The 15,250-nt window shown below is 59.2% G+C and carries 14 protein-coding genes, 1 tRNA gene and 1 pseudogene; 9 read left to right on the top strand and 7 right to left on the bottom strand.

Annotated elements, in window-relative coordinates; genetic code table 11:
* The first annotated feature begins 128 nt into the window (after positions 1 to 128).
* Positions 129 to 1,850, top strand: coding sequence for a DUF945 family protein (locus LG374_RS01805; RefSeq protein ID WP_225756106.1), 1,722 nt, complete (start codon positions 129 to 131; stop codon positions 1,848 to 1,850).
* A gap of 66 nt (positions 1,851 to 1,916) precedes the next feature.
* On the opposite strand, the gene LG374_RS01800 is transcribed toward LG374_RS01805, so the two are convergent.
* Both LG374_RS01800 and LG374_RS01795 read right to left on the bottom strand, forming a co-directional pair.
* The gene (locus LG374_RS01800; RefSeq protein WP_225756105.1) at positions 1,917 to 2,693 is read right to left on the bottom strand and encodes a transferrin-binding protein-like solute binding protein; all 777 of its coding nucleotides are present in this window, start codon (positions 2,691 to 2,693) and stop codon (positions 1,917 to 1,919) included.
* A gap of 95 nt (positions 2,694 to 2,788) precedes the next feature.
* Positions 2,789 to 3,142 (bottom strand): MerR family transcriptional regulator, encoded by a 354-nt coding sequence (locus LG374_RS01795; protein ID WP_225756104.1) that lies wholly within the window; start codon positions 3,140 to 3,142, stop codon positions 2,789 to 2,791.
* 70 nt (positions 3,143 to 3,212) lie between these two features.
* On the opposite strand from LG374_RS01795, the gene LG374_RS01790 reads away from it, so the two are divergent.
* Together LG374_RS01790 and LG374_RS01785 are read left to right on the top strand one after the other, a co-directional pair.
* On the top strand, positions 3,213 to 3,797 hold the full coding sequence (locus LG374_RS01790; protein WP_225756103.1) for an alpha/beta hydrolase: 585 nt from the start codon (positions 3,213 to 3,215) through the stop codon (positions 3,795 to 3,797).
* Positions 3,790 to 4,136 (top strand): annotated as a pseudogene (locus tag LG374_RS01785) (EthD domain-containing protein). The gene LG374_RS01790 and the pseudogene LG374_RS01785 overlap by 8 nt, the downstream one beginning before the upstream one ends.
* A 58-nt stretch (positions 4,137 to 4,194) precedes the next feature.
* Here LG374_RS01785 and LG374_RS01780 read toward each other — a convergent pair.
* Together LG374_RS01780 and LG374_RS01775 are read right to left on the bottom strand one after the other, a co-directional pair.
* Complete coding sequence (locus tag LG374_RS01780; protein ID WP_225756101.1) at positions 4,195 to 4,884, bottom strand: DUF882 domain-containing protein; 690 nt, start codon at positions 4,882 to 4,884, stop codon at positions 4,195 to 4,197.
* A 35-nt stretch (positions 4,885 to 4,919) separates the two neighbouring features.
* A tRNA-Met gene (locus LG374_RS01775) sits at positions 4,920 to 4,996 on the bottom strand.
* Between the two features lie 135 nt (positions 4,997 to 5,131).
* Here LG374_RS01775 and uvrD point away from each other — a divergent pair.
* Entirely contained in the window at positions 5,132 to 7,303 is a 2,172-nt protein-coding gene (gene uvrD, locus LG374_RS01770) for a DNA helicase II (protein ID WP_225756100.1), read from the top strand.
* Between the two features lie 404 nt (positions 7,304 to 7,707).
* On the opposite strand, the gene LG374_RS01765 is transcribed toward uvrD, so the two are convergent.
* From LG374_RS01765 to LG374_RS01755, 3 genes are all read right to left on the bottom strand, one after another.
* Positions 7,708 to 8,457, bottom strand: coding sequence for a hypothetical protein (locus tag LG374_RS01765; protein ID WP_225756099.1), 750 nt, complete (start codon positions 8,455 to 8,457; stop codon positions 7,708 to 7,710).
* Positions 8,458 to 8,534: 77 nt separating this feature from the next.
* A complete protein-coding gene (locus LG374_RS01760) occupies positions 8,535 to 9,392 on the bottom strand; it encodes a 4-hydroxybenzoate octaprenyltransferase (RefSeq protein ID WP_225756098.1) in 858 nt (285 codons plus the stop codon).
* A 119-nt stretch (positions 9,393 to 9,511) separates the two neighbouring features.
* Positions 9,512 to 10,588: a tetratricopeptide repeat protein gene (locus LG374_RS01755; protein WP_225756097.1), complete on the bottom strand. Its 1,077-nt coding sequence runs from the start codon at positions 10,586 to 10,588 to the stop codon at positions 9,512 to 9,514.
* A 190-nt stretch (positions 10,589 to 10,778) separates the two neighbouring features.
* On the opposite strand from LG374_RS01755, the gene cysE reads away from it, so the two are divergent.
* The 5 genes from cysE to LG374_RS01730 are packed head-to-tail and all read left to right on the top strand — an operon-like array spanning position 10,779 to position 15,243.
* On the top strand, positions 10,779 to 11,444 hold the full coding sequence (gene cysE / locus LG374_RS01750; RefSeq protein ID WP_225756096.1) for a serine O-acetyltransferase: 666 nt from the start codon (positions 10,779 to 10,781) through the stop codon (positions 11,442 to 11,444).
* Positions 11,431 to 12,579 carry a cysteine desulfurase family protein gene (locus LG374_RS01745; protein WP_225756095.1) on the top strand — a complete coding sequence of 383 codons (1,149 nt, stop codon included), beginning with the start codon at positions 11,431 to 11,433 and terminating at the stop codon, positions 12,577 to 12,579. The genes cysE and LG374_RS01745 overlap by 14 nt, the downstream gene beginning before the upstream one ends.
* Positions 12,566 to 13,348: a threonine/serine exporter ThrE family protein gene (locus LG374_RS01740; RefSeq protein ID WP_225756094.1), complete on the top strand. Its 783-nt coding sequence runs from the start codon at positions 12,566 to 12,568 to the stop codon at positions 13,346 to 13,348. The genes LG374_RS01745 and LG374_RS01740 overlap by 14 nt, the downstream gene beginning before the upstream one ends.
* Complete coding sequence (locus LG374_RS01735; RefSeq protein ID WP_225756093.1) at positions 13,345 to 13,821, top strand: threonine/serine exporter family protein; 477 nt, start codon at positions 13,345 to 13,347, stop codon at positions 13,819 to 13,821. Before LG374_RS01740 ends, LG374_RS01735 begins: the two co-directional genes overlap by 4 nt.
* Positions 13,822 to 13,839: 18 nt before the next feature.
* On the top strand, positions 13,840 to 15,243 hold the full coding sequence (locus LG374_RS01730) for a DASS family sodium-coupled anion symporter (RefSeq protein ID WP_225756092.1): 1,404 nt from the start codon (positions 13,840 to 13,842) through the stop codon (positions 15,241 to 15,243).
* Positions 15,244 to 15,250 lie beyond the last annotated feature (7 nt).

Here is a 15,250-nt window from a genome sequence, read left to right as displayed (position 1 = left end):
CCTGCCATAAAACAGGTGGCGCCCTTGCCCCGCTTGGCTGGTGAAAAATAACCATAACGTATGCCCATAGAAACACAGCTATCGTTATAATCCCCTTGACTTTTCACCCACAACCACAGGAAAACACGATGAAAAAGAATCAACTAGCGCTTGCCATCCTTACCGCTGCGGCGCTGCTTAGTGCTTGCGACGATCAGAAGAAACCGGCAGAAAAAGGCGCTGCTACCGAACAAGCGGCTGAAAACAAGGCTGCTCCCGCAGCGCAAAACGCCGAGCAGATTGAGGCGCGTTATAAAGAAGATGCAGCACAAGCCAATGCGCTTTATGAAAAGTTCTATGCGAGTGGTCCAAATGCCAATCTTTTCCGCAAGTACGATTACAGCGTCAGTGATTATCAGAAGAATGAGCAGGGCGCGACTGCCAAGGCGAGCCTGACGCTGGATCTCAACCCGGCGGTTTATGGCGAAAATGTCCAGCCCGTTATCCTGAATTTCACCGATACGATCACCTACAACAAAGAATTGCTGGATAAAGGCATCGTGGCGCAGGTCGAACACAAAATCGACAACCCGGAAGCCATCAAGACGTTCATTGATAATTTCGCTAGCCTCGCCGAGCAAAAGACAGCTGGGGAAGAAACCGCTGACGGGAAGACAGGCGAGGAAAAACCGGCTGAGGAGAAACCGGGCGACAAGGCAACGGCTGCCGGTGGTGGCATCAATACCGTGTTTGAACATCTGCAACTGCGCACCGACCTGCTTACTGATGACAATGCCGTTGCCAGCGCGACCATCACACCCTTCCAGTACCAGGAAGGTGATGACAGCATCGATTTCAAAGGCCTCAACTACAACGTCCGCTACAACAATAAAACACTGGCGGAAGGCATTTATGGCCTTGATTTCGCTCTCGAACCGCTGACGTTCACCGCCACTGATAAAGAAGACGGCGACAGCGCAACGGTCAGTATCGCTCCCGTCAAAGGCGCGATGGATATCAAGGAAGACGGCACCTTCTCGCTTAAAGTTGATCCGATCAAAACCGAAACCACCAATACCCATGGTCTTTCTACTTTCGAGATCGCAGGCATTGACGGCAAAGGGGAAGGCCTAAAATTTGATAGCGCGCTGGGATCTTATTTGGGTAATGTTGACATCAATGCCAACGGTATCCGTGTCAGCCGCAACAATGAAGCCATCAATCTGGGTGATATCAACATCAAGGCGGACACCAAGAAAAATGCTGCGGGCAACTACGACACCGCCGGGACTTTTGTGTTCAAACTCGATGGTGCCTCGCTGAAACAGGCTATCCCGAACTTATCGGTCGAGCCGCAAAGCCTGCGCCTTCATGTCGGCCTGAATGAACTCTCGGCTGCTGCCAACACCTCTTTGACTGAAGGCTTGCAACTGCTCAATCCGCATTTTGCCGCTGGTAATACCGAACTGCCGCCGGAAGCGGTGGCCAAGTTCCAGGCCGCCGCGAACGAGATCATCAAAAACAAAACCCGCTTCAATACTGAGATAGAAGCGCAGACTGACAGCGGTAAGGCACAGCTGACCGCCAATGTTGGTATCCGCAGCGACAGCCCGGTCACAGCAGAAGAATGGCAAAAAGCCATTGACGGTGCGCAGGAGAACCCGCTGCCGCTGCAAGACCTGCTGAAAAACAACCTTGACCTGCATGCCGAACTCCGTGTCAGCAAATCGCTGGTAGATAAGCTCGGTTTCAGCGAAATGGTTGAACAGCAAGGCGCCATGTTCGTCACGCTTGAAGGTGACGAATACCGCGTCAAAATCGAGGGCAAAGAAGGCAAAATCGAACTAAATGGCAACCCGCTGCCCTTCTGATTACTGCCGTCATTGCATTGCAGAAAAAAACCCCGCGTAAGCGGGGTTTTTTATCAGGCGGCGTCCTTAATCGTTATCACGCACAGCACCGTAACTGCCGCTCAGGTTCTGCGTGCTGTCGTGGAAAATGCCGCCCAATTCGCGGGCGTTGTCGCCGTAGAAATGACCGGCGGTGCTGACCCCCGCACTGTTGGCACTGCCGGAGAAATGGCTGCCGTTAATGGTGGCGGTCAGATAGATTGGGTTGAATTGAATATTGCTGTCCCGTTCCGCTTTGATGCGCCCGCTCACAGTCTTGTTGCCGAAGTTGACAGTGAAATCGGCATCAGCGACGCCGGCAACACCATTACGGCCAACTGCCGCATCACCATCGTATTCGACGATGCCCTGATTCGGCATATTAGTGGTGAAGGCACCCTGGCTGAAGATGTAGTCGGTATTATCATGCGTGATGTAGCCGAAGCGGCTGTTGCGGTAATTGTGGCCGCTGACTAGGAAATTCTTGTAGCTGACGCCGTTAATTTGTATTGAATTGCTGCGGATGTTGGGAAGACCGCCGACGTAAATACCACTTTGCTGTGCAGCGAGGTGTTTGCCGTCAATGTGTACTACACCAAGACGGGTGCTATTCAGGGCTTTGGCGTGATGGGCGCTGTTAAATGTTGCGCCGTTGGGGATGGCGAACGCGGTGCCATGATAGGCGTCATTATTGGAGCGGCCGCTGTTGTCATTTGACGGACGCTGCGGATCAACCGGGGTATTGTTTTTGTCGTCCTTACCACCACCGCAAGCGGCCAGCAGCAGGGTTGTGGCGATCATAAGTGCGAGAGAAGATTTGTTCATCAGAAAACTCCGTTAATAGCAGAAAAGCGGCGGCTGCCGCTTACGCCCTATTATCTATTAGCACGAATGAACAAGGAGTGAACGGCTGGGAGGCATTATTTAATCTTGGCATCCTCTTCGTGCAGAAGCCGCGCCAAGAGTGTTTGTGTCTCTTGCAACAGCGTGATGCGCGTTGCGGTTTCTGCCTGACAGGCGCGCAGTTTGTCGCGCAGTGCAGGGCAGAATGCTTGTGGGCGGTCGTGCAGGCAATCATGTAGCCGCGCGATATCCTTTAATGCCAGCCCTGCTTGTTGCAGCAGGCGAATTTTCGCCACCTGCGTCACATCTTCCTCGCCATAGAAGCGATACCCGGCAGTATTGCGCGAAGGCGTGAGCAGCCCCAGTGATTCATAAAAGCGCAGCATCCGCACGCTGACCTGCGTGCGCTGCGCCAATTCCCCTATTTTCATGCGTCCTCCGCTTGACCCTGACAAAGTGTCATAGTCTACCCTTGCATCGTCATTCACACAGGAGCATCCCATGCACGCTTACATCATCCATGGCTATGGCGCAAACCCGAGCGATCACTGGTTTCCCTGGTTGCAAGCACGTTTACAGGCAGCGGGCATACCAACCACCATCCCGCCACTGCCCGACAGTGAGCATCCCGATTTCGCCGCTTGGCAGGCGACACTCACACAAACGATCAGCACGCCCGATCGCAACACTTTGCTTATCGCGCACAGCCTCGGCACCATCAGCCTGCTGCATTACCTGAGTACGACTCGTCCCACTGCGGTGGGTGGCCTCGTGCTGGTGGCAGGTTTTGGTGCACGTCTGCCGGAACTGCCGATTATCGGTGGCTTTGATATTGACACCTACATTGACCATGCCCGTCTGGATGATGTCGTCCTGCGCCGCTATGCGGCGCAAATGCATCACCTCATCAGCGACAACGATTACGTTGTTGCTCCTGCTAACAGCCATGCCCTTGCCGCACGGCTCGGCGGCACGGTACATGCATTGCCGCGATGTGGTCATTTCCTAAGTGCTGATGGCATTACCGAATTGCCTGCCGCATGGGAAGCCTTGCAGAGCTGTTTCAGCGGAGAAGATCATGTTTAAGATCATTATGCTGGTGAAAAAACGCGCCGAACTCAGCACGGAAGAATTCCTCGCCTGTTGGCGCGAACATTCCGCTAAAGTCTTACGCTACCAAGCGGCGCTGGGCATTCGTGGCTACACCAAAACCCTGCCAGAAGTAGCTGACACCCTGCGCGGCACACAGCCCTTCGCCTACGACGCCATGGGTGAATTGTGGTACGACAGCTGCGATGTTTCCTCCGCGCCCGCGACACGCCCGATGGACAGGCGGCACTTGCCGAACTGCGCGCGGATGAATTGCGCTTCGTTGATATGACGCAATCGGTGATGTGGTTTGGAGCGGAAGAACGCGTTATCTGAAGCAGATGGGGAAAAATAAAAAAAGCGGGCATGACGCCCGCTTTTTCGTATTCATCTGTCAGTAGTACCAAGTACGTACCGGACCGGAATCCACGTGAATAAAATTCGAACCGCGATAAATGCCGATACCACCCGCATTGAGGCGTTGTGCCATTGCACGCAATTGCCGCGAGGTATAACCCTGAATGGAAATGTCGGCAGCTTGGGCTTTCATGTGATAGCTCTGCTTGCCGACATTCTTGGAGCGACGCGCCAGCATGGAATTGGTAGCCGGTGAGCGGTAGCCGCTGTGCAATTCGATTGTCGCATTATTGCCGACGTTGCTTTGCATGTAGTGGAGGATATTGAGCAGGTCAATATCCACAGAAACAATCTGATTCTGGCGGAAATCGCGGAAGAAATTGCTGATTTCATCCATGGCAGGCTGAATATAGCCATATTCCGGAGACCAAAAGACAGCGCGGATATTTTCGCCGGTGTGCGGATTGTGCATCTTGATCATCCGCTCGCGGCTGATGGCCGCTTTGGCCCAGTCAGCAGGTAACAAAAGACCCGCAGTCGCGATCGCAGCAGTTTTCAGGAAAGTGCGTCGGGAATTGCGGGTGCAGCAGGGGCAATCTTCGCCGTGTTCAAAATCGGCAAAAGTAACTGCCCGTTCAGTGTCGGGTTTTTTGAAAAACATATTGAGATTTACCGTTTCGTGTTTGAGGCGGCGGATACTAAAGTAATTGCAATGAATTTGCAACAAATAGGCGCCGGAAACGGGAGTTAAAAGAGAGGATTTGGTGGCTACGCCCTGACTCGAACAGGGGACCCCATCATTATGAGTGATGTGCTCTAACCGACTGAGCTACGTAGCCTTAATGGAGAAAGAGGAAGAAACAAGGCGCGCGATTATGCCGAGTGGGCAGGGGGGTGTCAAGCCCTTTCGGCAAACATTACCAAAGCTGCCGCAGACAGCCACTATAATGCCCGCATTTTTGCGGAGAACACATATGGATGTCAGCGAAATCCTGAACGGCTTGAACGAACGCCAACGCGAAGCCGTCACCCATCCGGCGCGCGCCTTGCGCATCATCGCCGGGGCGGGCAGCGGCAAAACCCGTGTCCTCGTACAGCGGATGCAATGGCTGATGGCGGTTGAAGACATCTCGCCCTACGGTCTGCTGGCGCTCACTTTTACCAACAAAGCCGCACGCGAAATGCGCCAGCGTCTCGAAGCCGCGCTGGAACGTCCGCTTGGACAACTGTGGATGGGCACCTTCCACGGCATCTGCCACCGTATGCTGCGCCGCCACGCCACGCTGCTCGGCTGGCCGGAACAATTCATCATCATGGACAGCGATGACCAGCTGCGCATGGTGAAGCGCATGATGCGCGCGCGGCAGTGGGACGAAAACCACATCAAGCCAAAAGCGCTAGTCTGGCAAATCAACGCCTGGAAAGAAGACGGCCTGCGCGCGGCCGATATCCCGCCCAATCCGCACCCGACCAACATCGCCGTGCGCGATTTCTACGCCGATTACGAACGCCTCTGCCGCCAGCAAGGCGCGATGGATTTTGCCGAACTGCTCTTGCTCACCGTCGAACTCTTTACCCACCACGCCGACGTGCTGCGTAACTACCAGCAGCGTTTCCAGAGCATCCTCGTGGATGAATTTCAGGACACCAACGCCCTGCAATACCGTCTCGTCCAGCAACTTAGCGCGGGCGGCGCGCAACTCTTCGTCGTTGGTGATGACGATCAGTCCATCTACGGCTGGCGTGGCGCGCGCGTCGAAAACATCCTGCAACTCGAACACGACTACCCCGGCCTCGCCACCATCCGCCTCGAACAAAACTACCGCTCAACCCAGACCATCCTCGATGCCGCCAACGCCGTCATTGCACAAAACAGCCAGCGCCTCGGCAAAACCCTGTGGAGCGATGGCGCGCGCGGTGCGGCCGTGCGTATCTATCCCGCCATTAACGAACACGACGAAGCGCGCTACATCTGCGCCGAAATCCAGCGCTGGCAGGCGGCAGGCGGCCGTTACGACGACTGCGCCATCCTCTACCGCTCCAATGCCCAATCGCGCGTCTTCGAAGAAATGCTCTTGCAGCACCGCCTGCCCTACCGCGTCTATGGCGGCCTGCGCTTCTTCGAGCGCGCTGAAATCAAAGACGCGCTCGCCTACCTGCGTCTCGCCCGCTACCGCGATGACGATGGTGCCCTCGAACGCATCATCAACACCCCGCCGCGCGGTATTGGCCAGAAAACCCTGGCCGACCTGCGCCAGCACGCGCAACAGCACGGCGTCAGCCTGTGGCAAATCCTCACCAACGACACCCTTATCAACAGCCATTACCCCGCCCGCGCCAAAAACGTCCTGCGCGACTTCGTCCGCCTCATCGACGACCTCGCGCACAAAATCAATCACGAACCCTCGCTGAAAAAAGCCCTCGAATACACCGTGCACGATAGCGGCCTTTACGCTGCCCTTGAAGCCGAACACAGCGAACAGGCCGAAGCGCGGCGCGACAACCTCGACGAACTCATCAACGCCGGCAGCTACATCGACCTTACCACCGATCCCGACAGCGACCGCATCATGGACTTCCTCGCCGATGCTGCGCTGGACGCAGGCGACGGTCAGGCAGAAGAAGGCACGGACAGCGTCCAGCTCATGACCCTGCACAGCGCCAAAGGCCTCGAATACCCGAACGTGTACATCGTTGGCATGGAAGAAGGCCTGTTCCCGACCCAGCGCGCCTGCGAAAGCCCGGAAAAACTCGAAGAAGAACGCCGCCTCGCCTACGTCGGCATGACCCGCGCCGAACAGCACCTCACCCTCTGCTTCGCCGAACGCCGCCGCTTCCAGGGGCAGGACACCTACCCGCAGCCCTCGCGCTTCATCCACGAAATCCCGGCGGAACTGACCGAAGCGGTGCGCCCGATGGTGTACAGCGGCATCAGCAAAATGCGGCAAAGCCGCGTAGCGACGCCCGCCAGTGCCACAAACGACGCCCCCTTTCCCCTTGGCACGACCGTGCGCCACCCCAAATTCGGCGAAGGCTGCGTACTCGCACTCGAAGGCAGCGGCGAACACCGCCGCATCCTTGTGAACTTCACCGATGCCGGGGAAAAATGGCTGGTACTGGCCTACGCCAAACTGGAAAAAGCCTGATGCGCCCGGCAACTATCCCGCTTAGCGGGGTCAGTGTTTGCACCGCTTGGCGAGCCCAGCGGGCGTAGGGCGGGCTTCAGCCCGCCGGGCAGGCCGCAGCCTGCTTTTTGCGTTTTGGGAAAGCGCGGCCACAAGTGGGGAAACGATGCGATTTTTTGTCTTTGAGACATTGCAGGCGACGTATCCACGAACCCGGCGAAATCGCCGCTTGGCAGGGTCAGTATTTATCCCGCTTGACGGGCCCAGTATTTACGCCGCTTGACGCGAGTCCAGGTTTTATAGTTAAACATCTAAAAAATCGTAACGGCGTTGCGTCGCCTTGCCGTACTACCTGTACTGTCTGCGGCGACGCGCCTTGTTACGCTTTTTTATCTATTCAACTATATCCCGCCCAGCGGCGCATTTCAGAAAATCCGCCCAACCCAGCCGATACCCGGTGCGATATCCATCTCCGGCAAGTCGTCCGGATTGACACTCCATAGCCCCGCCAGTTTCAGCGGCATGAACTCATCACTGCCGTCGCAATCTACCCAGGCTTCAAATTCCCCTTCCGCAAATTCCAGTCCGTGCAGCTCAGTCAGCCCCAATTGCCGCTCTTCCGCTGTCTGTGCGCCCTCATTCTGCAAAATCTCACCGTCGGCGTAGGCAAAACGACGCAGCCATTGCCCATCAACGGCTTTGGCCCAAGCGACATAATCCACCACGCGATAGCTGCCAAAAGCCTGCACCTCAGGAAAATGGGCAACAAGCGGCGCGGTCAGCGTCTCGAAGTGTTGCGTAGTGGGTAAGTGCGCTGCTTCCAGCGGCGGTACGCCGACGACGAATACCCAGCCCCGTACAGGTGGCGAGATGAACGGTACATAGATGTTTTCCTGATATTTCTCGTGACATGCCCAGTACGCCGCATCAATGCCGCTCTGCCAGTTGGCACGGCGTACATCCTGCGCCTTGAGCAGCGTCAGCACCTGCTCCGGCTCTGCCGTCTTCACCGCTAGCCAGCAAGCTTTAAGACCAAAATCTGCCGGATGATCGGGGGTGTCATCCAACGGGGGATGATCAGCGGGGATGCGCAACGCAAAAGCCGGACATGCATCCGGTGCCGCCCGTTCCCGTTTTGATAACCACGCAGCCAGCCATTGACGTAACCAAGTCATGAAATCCTCCAATAAATGCATGAGAGCCGCCGTTTGACGGCAAATTCCGCCCGATGGCGTTTGTCGCAACCCCCACGCTAGGGCAGATAGGCGAGTACCAGGGCGAGATAGACGGCGGCGCCGACCCAGTTGTTATGCAGGAAGGCGCGGAAGCAGCGTTCGCGCTCAAAGTGGCGGGTATCCCACAATTCCCAGGCAAAGAGCAGGGTGGCACCAAGGATGCCCGCGTAGTACCAGACATTCAGCGCGGCGGCGTATCCGGCGGAGAGCAGCAGGGCGAGCATCAGCGTCATCATTGCGGCGAGGAAGCGGTGTTCGCGGCCGCGCATGGTGATGGCGCTGGAACGCAGGCCGATTTTCAGGTCGTCGTTGCGGTCCACCAGCGCGTAGAAGGTGTCGTAGATGAGCGTCCAGCAGATGCCCGCGCCGTATAACAGCACGCCCGGCAGGGTGATGGTGCCGAGGAGGGCGGTTTGCGCGAGCAGGATGGGGCTGGCAAGGGCGATGCCCAGAATGAGTTGCGGCGCGGGGAAGCAGCGTTTGCTGAGCGGGTAAAGCAGCATGACGATGCCGCAGACGATGGCCAGCAGGATGGTCTGCCAGTTGAGCAGCAGGACGAGCAGAAAATTAAGCAGCATCAGGATGATACCGAGGGCGACGGCGGCGGTGACGCTGATTTCTCCCCGCACCAGCGGGCGGTTGCGGGTGCGCTCGACATGGCCGTCGAAGTTGCGGTCGGCGAGGTCGTTGAAGACGCAGCCGGCGGAGTGGGTCAGCCAGGCGCCGAGCAGGAAAATGCAGACGGTGTACGCGGGCGGGCGGCCGCTGCCTGCCAGCCACAGCCCCCACAGACAGGTCCAGGCGAGCAGTAATGGCACGATAGGGGCGTCCAGGCGCATCAGGCGGATGCAGGCGATGATGGGGCGGGTGGACATGATGATTTTTCCTCCGGTTCTTTTGCGGTGAGGGCATTTTTACCACAACGATGAGCGATCGCCATCAGGCGGGGGGCTAATGCCGCTTGCGCCTTTGCGGATTGCCAAGCGGCTCAACACTATGGTGTTGTCCCGTCGTGCCATTCCTGCAAGTGCTTTTCCGCTGCCGCATCGCCCTGCGCGGCGGCTTTTTCCAGCCATTCCCGCGCCTGTGGCAAATCGATGGCCTGGCCTCGTTGCAGTAGTAGTTCGCCCAAGCGGGATTGGGCATAAAGGTCGCCCCTCGTCGCCAGCGGCTGCCAAGCGGTAATCGCCCGGTCGCGCCATGTTTGTGCTTGCGCCGTGTCGCCGCGCAGGGTGGCGAGGGCGCGCAGATCGTCTAGGGCCATCGCCGTCAGCAGCGGGTCTTTCCCGTCTGCCGCCACTTGCTCGTACCAATAGCGGGCGCGGCCGTCGTTTTTGGCGTTGTCGCGATACCAGGAAGCGGTGGCGTAGCGTATTGCCGCATCGCCGTGTGTCGCTGCCTGTTCGCGCCAGTGGATAGCCTGCGCGGGATCGGCTGCCACGCCCCAGCCGTCTGTGTATAAATCGGCGAGAGTATCCATCGCTTCTGCGTGTCCGGCGGCAGCCCGCACCTGCATGATGCCCGCCGCCTTGTTGTAGTCTTCGCGCACGCCCGCGCCCCAGAGGTACATCTGCCCCAGCTGGTAGTGGGTTTCCGTGTCGTCGCTGTGCAGGAAGGCGTCATAGAGCGGATAGGCCTGGGCACGCGATTGGGTAACGGTTTCTTCAAACCAGCGTCGTGCCTGGGCGTCATCGCTTATCGTGCCTTTACCGTCCATGTATTGTTGATAGACGCGCAGGCGTGCGAGGAGGTTGCCCGCTTCCGCCTGCGGCAGGAAGGCTTGTAGCGCTTCCTGATAGCTGCCGTCGCGGTACAGCTGCTCCGCCCGCTGCCAGCCCCGCCACTGTGGCGAGGCCAGCGCCTCACCCGCTTCACTCGCAAAGAGGCCCCATAACTGCCCCAGTTTTGCCGCTGCCTGCGGTTCGTGCGGTAACTCCTGAATATAGTCGGCATTGGCGTAGTGGAAATAGCCCGCTGTGTAAGCCTCCTGCGGGTCTTGCCAGAGGATGGCGGCAGACGCGCTGCCTGCGGCACAGGCGAGAAGCAGGCTGAAAAGGCGCTGTTTTTTCATGGTGTTCTCCGTTGGGTGGATGATGGGCAGGATAGTAGGGCAGGGTACCCATGCCATTCAATGACCGCTATACGTCTAATTGCCCGCCGTTTGCGCCTTCGCCGCCCCGCCCGCGCGAGACGCCGCTATAATCGCCCCTGTTTTTCTCAAGCGGACGACCGCTTTTCTGATTCCGATACATTGAGGCGATATGAACTGGTTCCAATTGATTCGTGAGGATTTTTCCGTGGTGTTTGCGCGTGATCCGGCGGTGCGTAGCCGCTGGGCGGTGCTGACTTTGCATTCGGGCTTCCGCGCCGTGGTGCATTACCGCATGCAGCACGCGCTGTGGGGTATCGGCCTGCACTGGCTGGCGCGCTGGCTGTCGCTGTGGTCGCGCTGGACGACGGGGGTAGAGATTCATCCGGCGGTGCGTGTCGGGCGCCGTTTTTTTATTGACCACGGCATGGGCATCGTCATCGGCGAGACGGCGGAGCTTGGCGATGATGTCAGTATGTATCAGGGGGTGACGCTCGGCGGCACGACCTGGAACGAAGGCAAACGTCATCCCACTATTGGCTCGAATGTCATCCTCGGCGCAGGCGCGAAGGTGCTCGGCGCGATCACGGTGCATGACCATGCCCGCGTTGGCAGCAACGCGGTGGTAGTGAAGGATGTGGAGTCGTACACGACGGTGGTCGGCGTGCCGGCCTGTGCGGTGCGTATCCGCAATGAAGACGGCGAGAAATTCGAGGCGTATGCGGTCGGGCATGATGCGCCCGATCCGGTGATGACGATGCTGGAGCAGTTAAGCGAGCGCGTGGCGAAGCTGGAAGCGGAAAACGCGGCGCTGAGGCAGAGCCATGGCCGCGATTGACGGCAGCCTCGACGGCTGGGCGTATTTTGATTTTGCCGCGACGATGCCGGTGACTGAGGCGGCGCTCGCGGTATTCGTCGAGACGTTATCCCGCTTCCCCGCCAACACCGGCGCGACCTATGCCCCCGGTCTTGCCGCCAAACAGGCGCTGGAAGCGGCGCGGGCGCAGTTTGCGGCGGTCATCCACGCCGACCCGCGCGAGATAGTCTTCACCAGCGGTGCAACGGAGGCGGACAACCTCGCCCTGAAAGGTGCGCTGTGGTACCACGGCGTCAAGCAGCCGCATCTGCTCACGGTGCAGACGGAGCACAAGGCGGTGCTGGATACGGCAGCGGCGCTGGCGAAAACGGCGAAGGTGACGGTGCTGCCGGTGCAGCGCGACGGCCTGCTGGATATGGACGTCCTCGATGCCGCCTTGCAAACCGCGCCGACGCTGGTCAGCGTCATGGCCGTGAATAATGAAACGGGCGTGGTGCAGCCGCTTGCCGCGATTGCCGCCCGTGTCCATGCGGCGGGGGCGAAATTCCATGTGGACGCGGCGCAGGCACTGGGCAAGTTGCCGGTGGACGTGCGCGCCTGGGATGCCGACCTGGTCAGTTTTTCCGGGCATAAATGCGGTGCCCCGCAGGGCATCGGTGCGCTGTTTGTGCGCCGCCTGCCGAAGATGCGTTTGCAGGCGCTGGCCCACGGCGGCGGGCAGGAACGCAACCGCCGCAGCGGTACATCACCGCTGGCGTTGATACGCGCCTTTGCCGCCGCTGCCGCGCAGGCGGAAGCGGGGCGTGAGGCGAACGGGGCAACGGTTGCCGCCAGGCGCGCGCAACTGCTCGCTGCCCTGCCTGCGTCCATGCATGTGAACGTGCCGCCGCAGACGCCGCAAGTGCCGCATATCGTGAATCTCTTTACCGGTGTGCCTTCAGGCGAGGCGCTGCGTCAGGCAGACGCGGCGCGGATTGCGCTGGCGGCGGGTTCGGCCTGCACTTCTGCCGCCGAAGGTTCACACGTCTTGCAGGCGATGGGGCTTCATGACGCAGCGGCGCACAGCCTGCGTATCAGCCTGTCGCATACCACCGCAAGCGGGGAAATATCCCGCTTGGCGGCTTATCTGGAGGAACTTGGCCATGATCGTTCTTGATGAAGAAGCGCAGCACGAAGTCACCCGCTTATGCATCCAGGCGGCGCTGCTGCTCTTGCAATACGGTGCGGAAAGCAAAGTGGTGGTGGATGTCTCGACCCGCCTTGGTTATGCCCTCGGCGCGACGCGTGTCGATTGCGCCCTCACCGCCAATTCCATCGTCTTCACCACCCTCTTTAACCAGTTCTGCATCACTACCGCGCGGCGCAATGTTGATCGCGGCGTGAACATGACGGTGGTCAGCGAAGTGCAGCACATCATGCTCGCTTGTGAGGCGGGGCAAATGGATCGCCACGCGGTGCGCGAGGCACTCGCCAACCTGCAACCGCGCCCCTACCCGCCGCAGCTCGTGCTCGTCATGGTGGCGCTGTCCTGCGCCTGCTTCGCGCGCCTTTCCGGCGGTGACTGGGCAGTGTGCGGCCTCACCTTCGCCGCCAGCCTGTGCGGGATGCGGCTGCGGCAATGGCTGGCCGGGTTGCACTTCAACATGGCGCTCGTTTTCATGGTGACCGCCTTCCTCACCAGCCTGATTGCTGGCCTCGGTGTGCGTTACCACATCGGCAACGACCCGCATATCGCCATGGCTGCCGCCGTGCTGATGCTCGTTCCCGGCTTCCCGCTGATTAACTCGCTTTCCGACGTACTGAAAGGCTACATGAACATGGGCATTGGCCGCTGGGCGCTCGCCACCGTCCTCACCCTCGGCACCTGCCTCGGCATCGTCTCGGCGCTGGCTCTGCTCGGTATCGACAACTGGAGCGGCGTATGAAAGTGCTGGAAATCCTGTGGCTGCTCGCGAACGACGCCTTCTTCGCCGCCATCCCCGCCGTCGGCTTTGCCCTCCTGTTCAACGTGCCGCCGCGCGCCCTCAAATACTGCGCCGCCCTCGGTGCGCTGGGGCACGCAACGCGCACCGTGCTGCAAATGCTGCAACTGAGCCCCGTCTTCGCCACCTTCTTCGCCGCCAGCCTCATCGGCGCGCTCGGCGTGTGGCTGGCGCGGCGCTACCACCGCGCCCATCCCAAAGTCTTTACCGTCGCCGCCGTCATCCCGATGTTCCCCGGCCTCTCTGCCTACCGCGCCATGCTGTCGCTGGTGCTCATCGAAAAAGAAGGCTACTCGCCGGAACGCTTCGCGACGATGGTCGAACAATTCGTGCAAACCGGCTTCCTGCTCGCCGCGCTCGTCTTCGGCCTGGCGTTACCCGGATTGCTCTATTACCGTCAAAAACCCGTTGTCTAAACACCCTTAGGAGGCCCTATGAAACCCCGCAACCCCGACAGCATCTTTATCCTGCCGCCGGAGGCGACGAAGAAAATCTTCCTCTTCACCGCTTCGCTGGCCCTTGCCCTGGTACTGATGCTCGTGACTGCCGGCGAAAACTTCACCTACGCGCAGCACTGCGTCCTCTTCCTCCTCTACTTCTCCATCCTCCTCTGGGTCACCGAAGCCGCCGCACCCTTTGCCGTCGGCATCTTCATCGTCGGTTACCTTGTTTTCGCGCTTGGCAAAGAAGACGGCCTTGACGTTGGTATCTACGTGCGCACCTGGTCGGACGGCATCATCATGCTCTTCCTCGGCGGTTTCTTCCTCGCCGAAGGCATGAAAAAAACCCGCCTTGACTACAAACTGCTGCAAAAACTCCTGCCGCTCTTCGGGCGCCAGTCCAAATACGTCCTGCTCGGCCTGATGCTCGCCACCGCGTTCATCTCCATGCTAATGAGCAACACCGCGACCACGGCGATGATGATCGCGACCGCAGCACCCTTGTACGGCAACGCCAAAGGCAACTTTGCCCGCGCCCTTCTGCTCGGTATCCCCGCCGCCGCTTCCATCGGCGGCATGGGCACACCGGTCGGCTCGCCGCCAAACGCCATCACCATCGGTGCGCTGGCCGCCAAAGACATCCACATCTCCTTCCTCGGCTGGATGATCGTCGGCATGCCGCTGGCCATCATCCTTACCCTGGCCTTCTGGCGCATCCTCACCAGCACCTACCAAATCGGCAGCGATAAACTCGACACCGCCTTCCTCTATGCCGAACCCGACACGCCGAAAGAAGTCAGCAAACTGCAAGAAGCCCTGATGATCTTCATCCTCGTGCTGACCCTCTTCCTGTGGCTAACCGCCAAACAATTCGGCATGCCGATCGCTGTTGCTTCCGGCATCCCCATCGCCGGTTTGACGCTCACCGGTATCCTCAACGGCAAAGACGTGCGCGCCCTGCCGTGGGATACCCTGATGCTGGTTGCAGGCGGTCTCGCCCTCGGTCTTGCCATCGAAGAACACCACCTCGCCAACTACTACGTTGAAAAACTGCAACACATTCACGTCAACTTCTACCTGCTGGTTGTGCTCTTCGCCCTCGTTACCGTCGGCCTCTCCAACTTCATGAGTAACACGGCGGCGACCGCCATCCTCGTCCCCGTTGCCCTGTCCTCAGCGGCACTCGCTGGTGACGCTAACCCGCTCATCCTGCCGCTGGTTATCGGCCTCTCGGCATCGTGTGCCCTCTTCCTGCCGGTTTCCACCCCGCCGAACGCCATCGCGTACAGCACCGGATTGCTCAAACAGTCCGAATTCCGCTTGGGCGGTGTCAGCGTCGGCCTAATCGGTCCCGCGCTGATCATCCTCTGGACCCTGCTTACCGTGAACCTGCTGTAAAGACCCA

Origin of the sequence: Cardiobacterium sp. Marseille-Q4385 (genome assembly GCF_916618745.1) — a bacterium.
Classification (GTDB): domain Bacteria; phylum Pseudomonadota; class Gammaproteobacteria; order Cardiobacteriales; family Cardiobacteriaceae; genus Cardiobacterium.
This window is presented reverse-complemented; position numbering and strand designations above follow the sequence as displayed.

What these genes read in the sequence shown, in the direction of transcription:
- LG374_RS01735 (WP_225756093.1), top strand. Translation starts at nt 13,345, where the DNA reads ATGAAAGTGCTGGAAATCCTGTGGCTGCTCGCGAACGACGCCTTCTTC.
- cysE (WP_225756096.1), top strand. Translation starts at nt 10,779, where the DNA reads ATGAACTGGTTCCAATTGATTCGTGAGGATTTTTCCGTGGTGTTTGCG.
- LG374_RS01805 (WP_225756106.1), top strand. Translation starts at nt 129, where the DNA reads ATGAAAAAGAATCAACTAGCGCTTGCCATCCTTACCGCTGCGGCGCTG.
- LG374_RS01745 (WP_225756095.1), top strand. Translation starts at nt 11,431, where the DNA reads ATGGCCGCGATTGACGGCAGCCTCGACGGCTGGGCGTATTTTGATTTT.
- LG374_RS01800 (WP_225756105.1), bottom strand. Translation starts at nt 2,693, where the DNA reads ATGAACAAATCTTCTCTCGCACTTATGATCGCCACAACCCTGCTGCTG.
- LG374_RS01790 (WP_225756103.1), top strand. Translation starts at nt 3,213, where the DNA reads ATGCACGCTTACATCATCCATGGCTATGGCGCAAACCCGAGCGATCAC.
- LG374_RS01765 (WP_225756099.1), bottom strand. Translation starts at nt 8,457, where the DNA reads ATGACTTGGTTACGTCAATGGCTGGCTGCGTGGTTATCAAAACGGGAA.
- LG374_RS01730 (WP_225756092.1), top strand. Translation starts at nt 13,840, where the DNA reads ATGAAACCCCGCAACCCCGACAGCATCTTTATCCTGCCGCCGGAGGCG.
- LG374_RS01760 (WP_225756098.1), bottom strand. Translation starts at nt 9,392, where the DNA reads ATGTCCACCCGCCCCATCATCGCCTGCATCCGCCTGATGCGCCTGGAC.
- uvrD (WP_225756100.1), top strand. Translation starts at nt 5,132, where the DNA reads ATGGATGTCAGCGAAATCCTGAACGGCTTGAACGAACGCCAACGCGAA.
- LG374_RS01795 (WP_225756104.1), bottom strand. Translation starts at nt 3,142, where the DNA reads ATGAAAATAGGGGAATTGGCGCAGCGCACGCAGGTCAGCGTGCGGATG.
- LG374_RS01755 (WP_225756097.1), bottom strand. Translation starts at nt 10,588, where the DNA reads ATGAAAAAACAGCGCCTTTTCAGCCTGCTTCTCGCCTGTGCCGCAGGC.
- LG374_RS01740 (WP_225756094.1), top strand. Translation starts at nt 12,566, where the DNA reads ATGATCGTTCTTGATGAAGAAGCGCAGCACGAAGTCACCCGCTTATGC.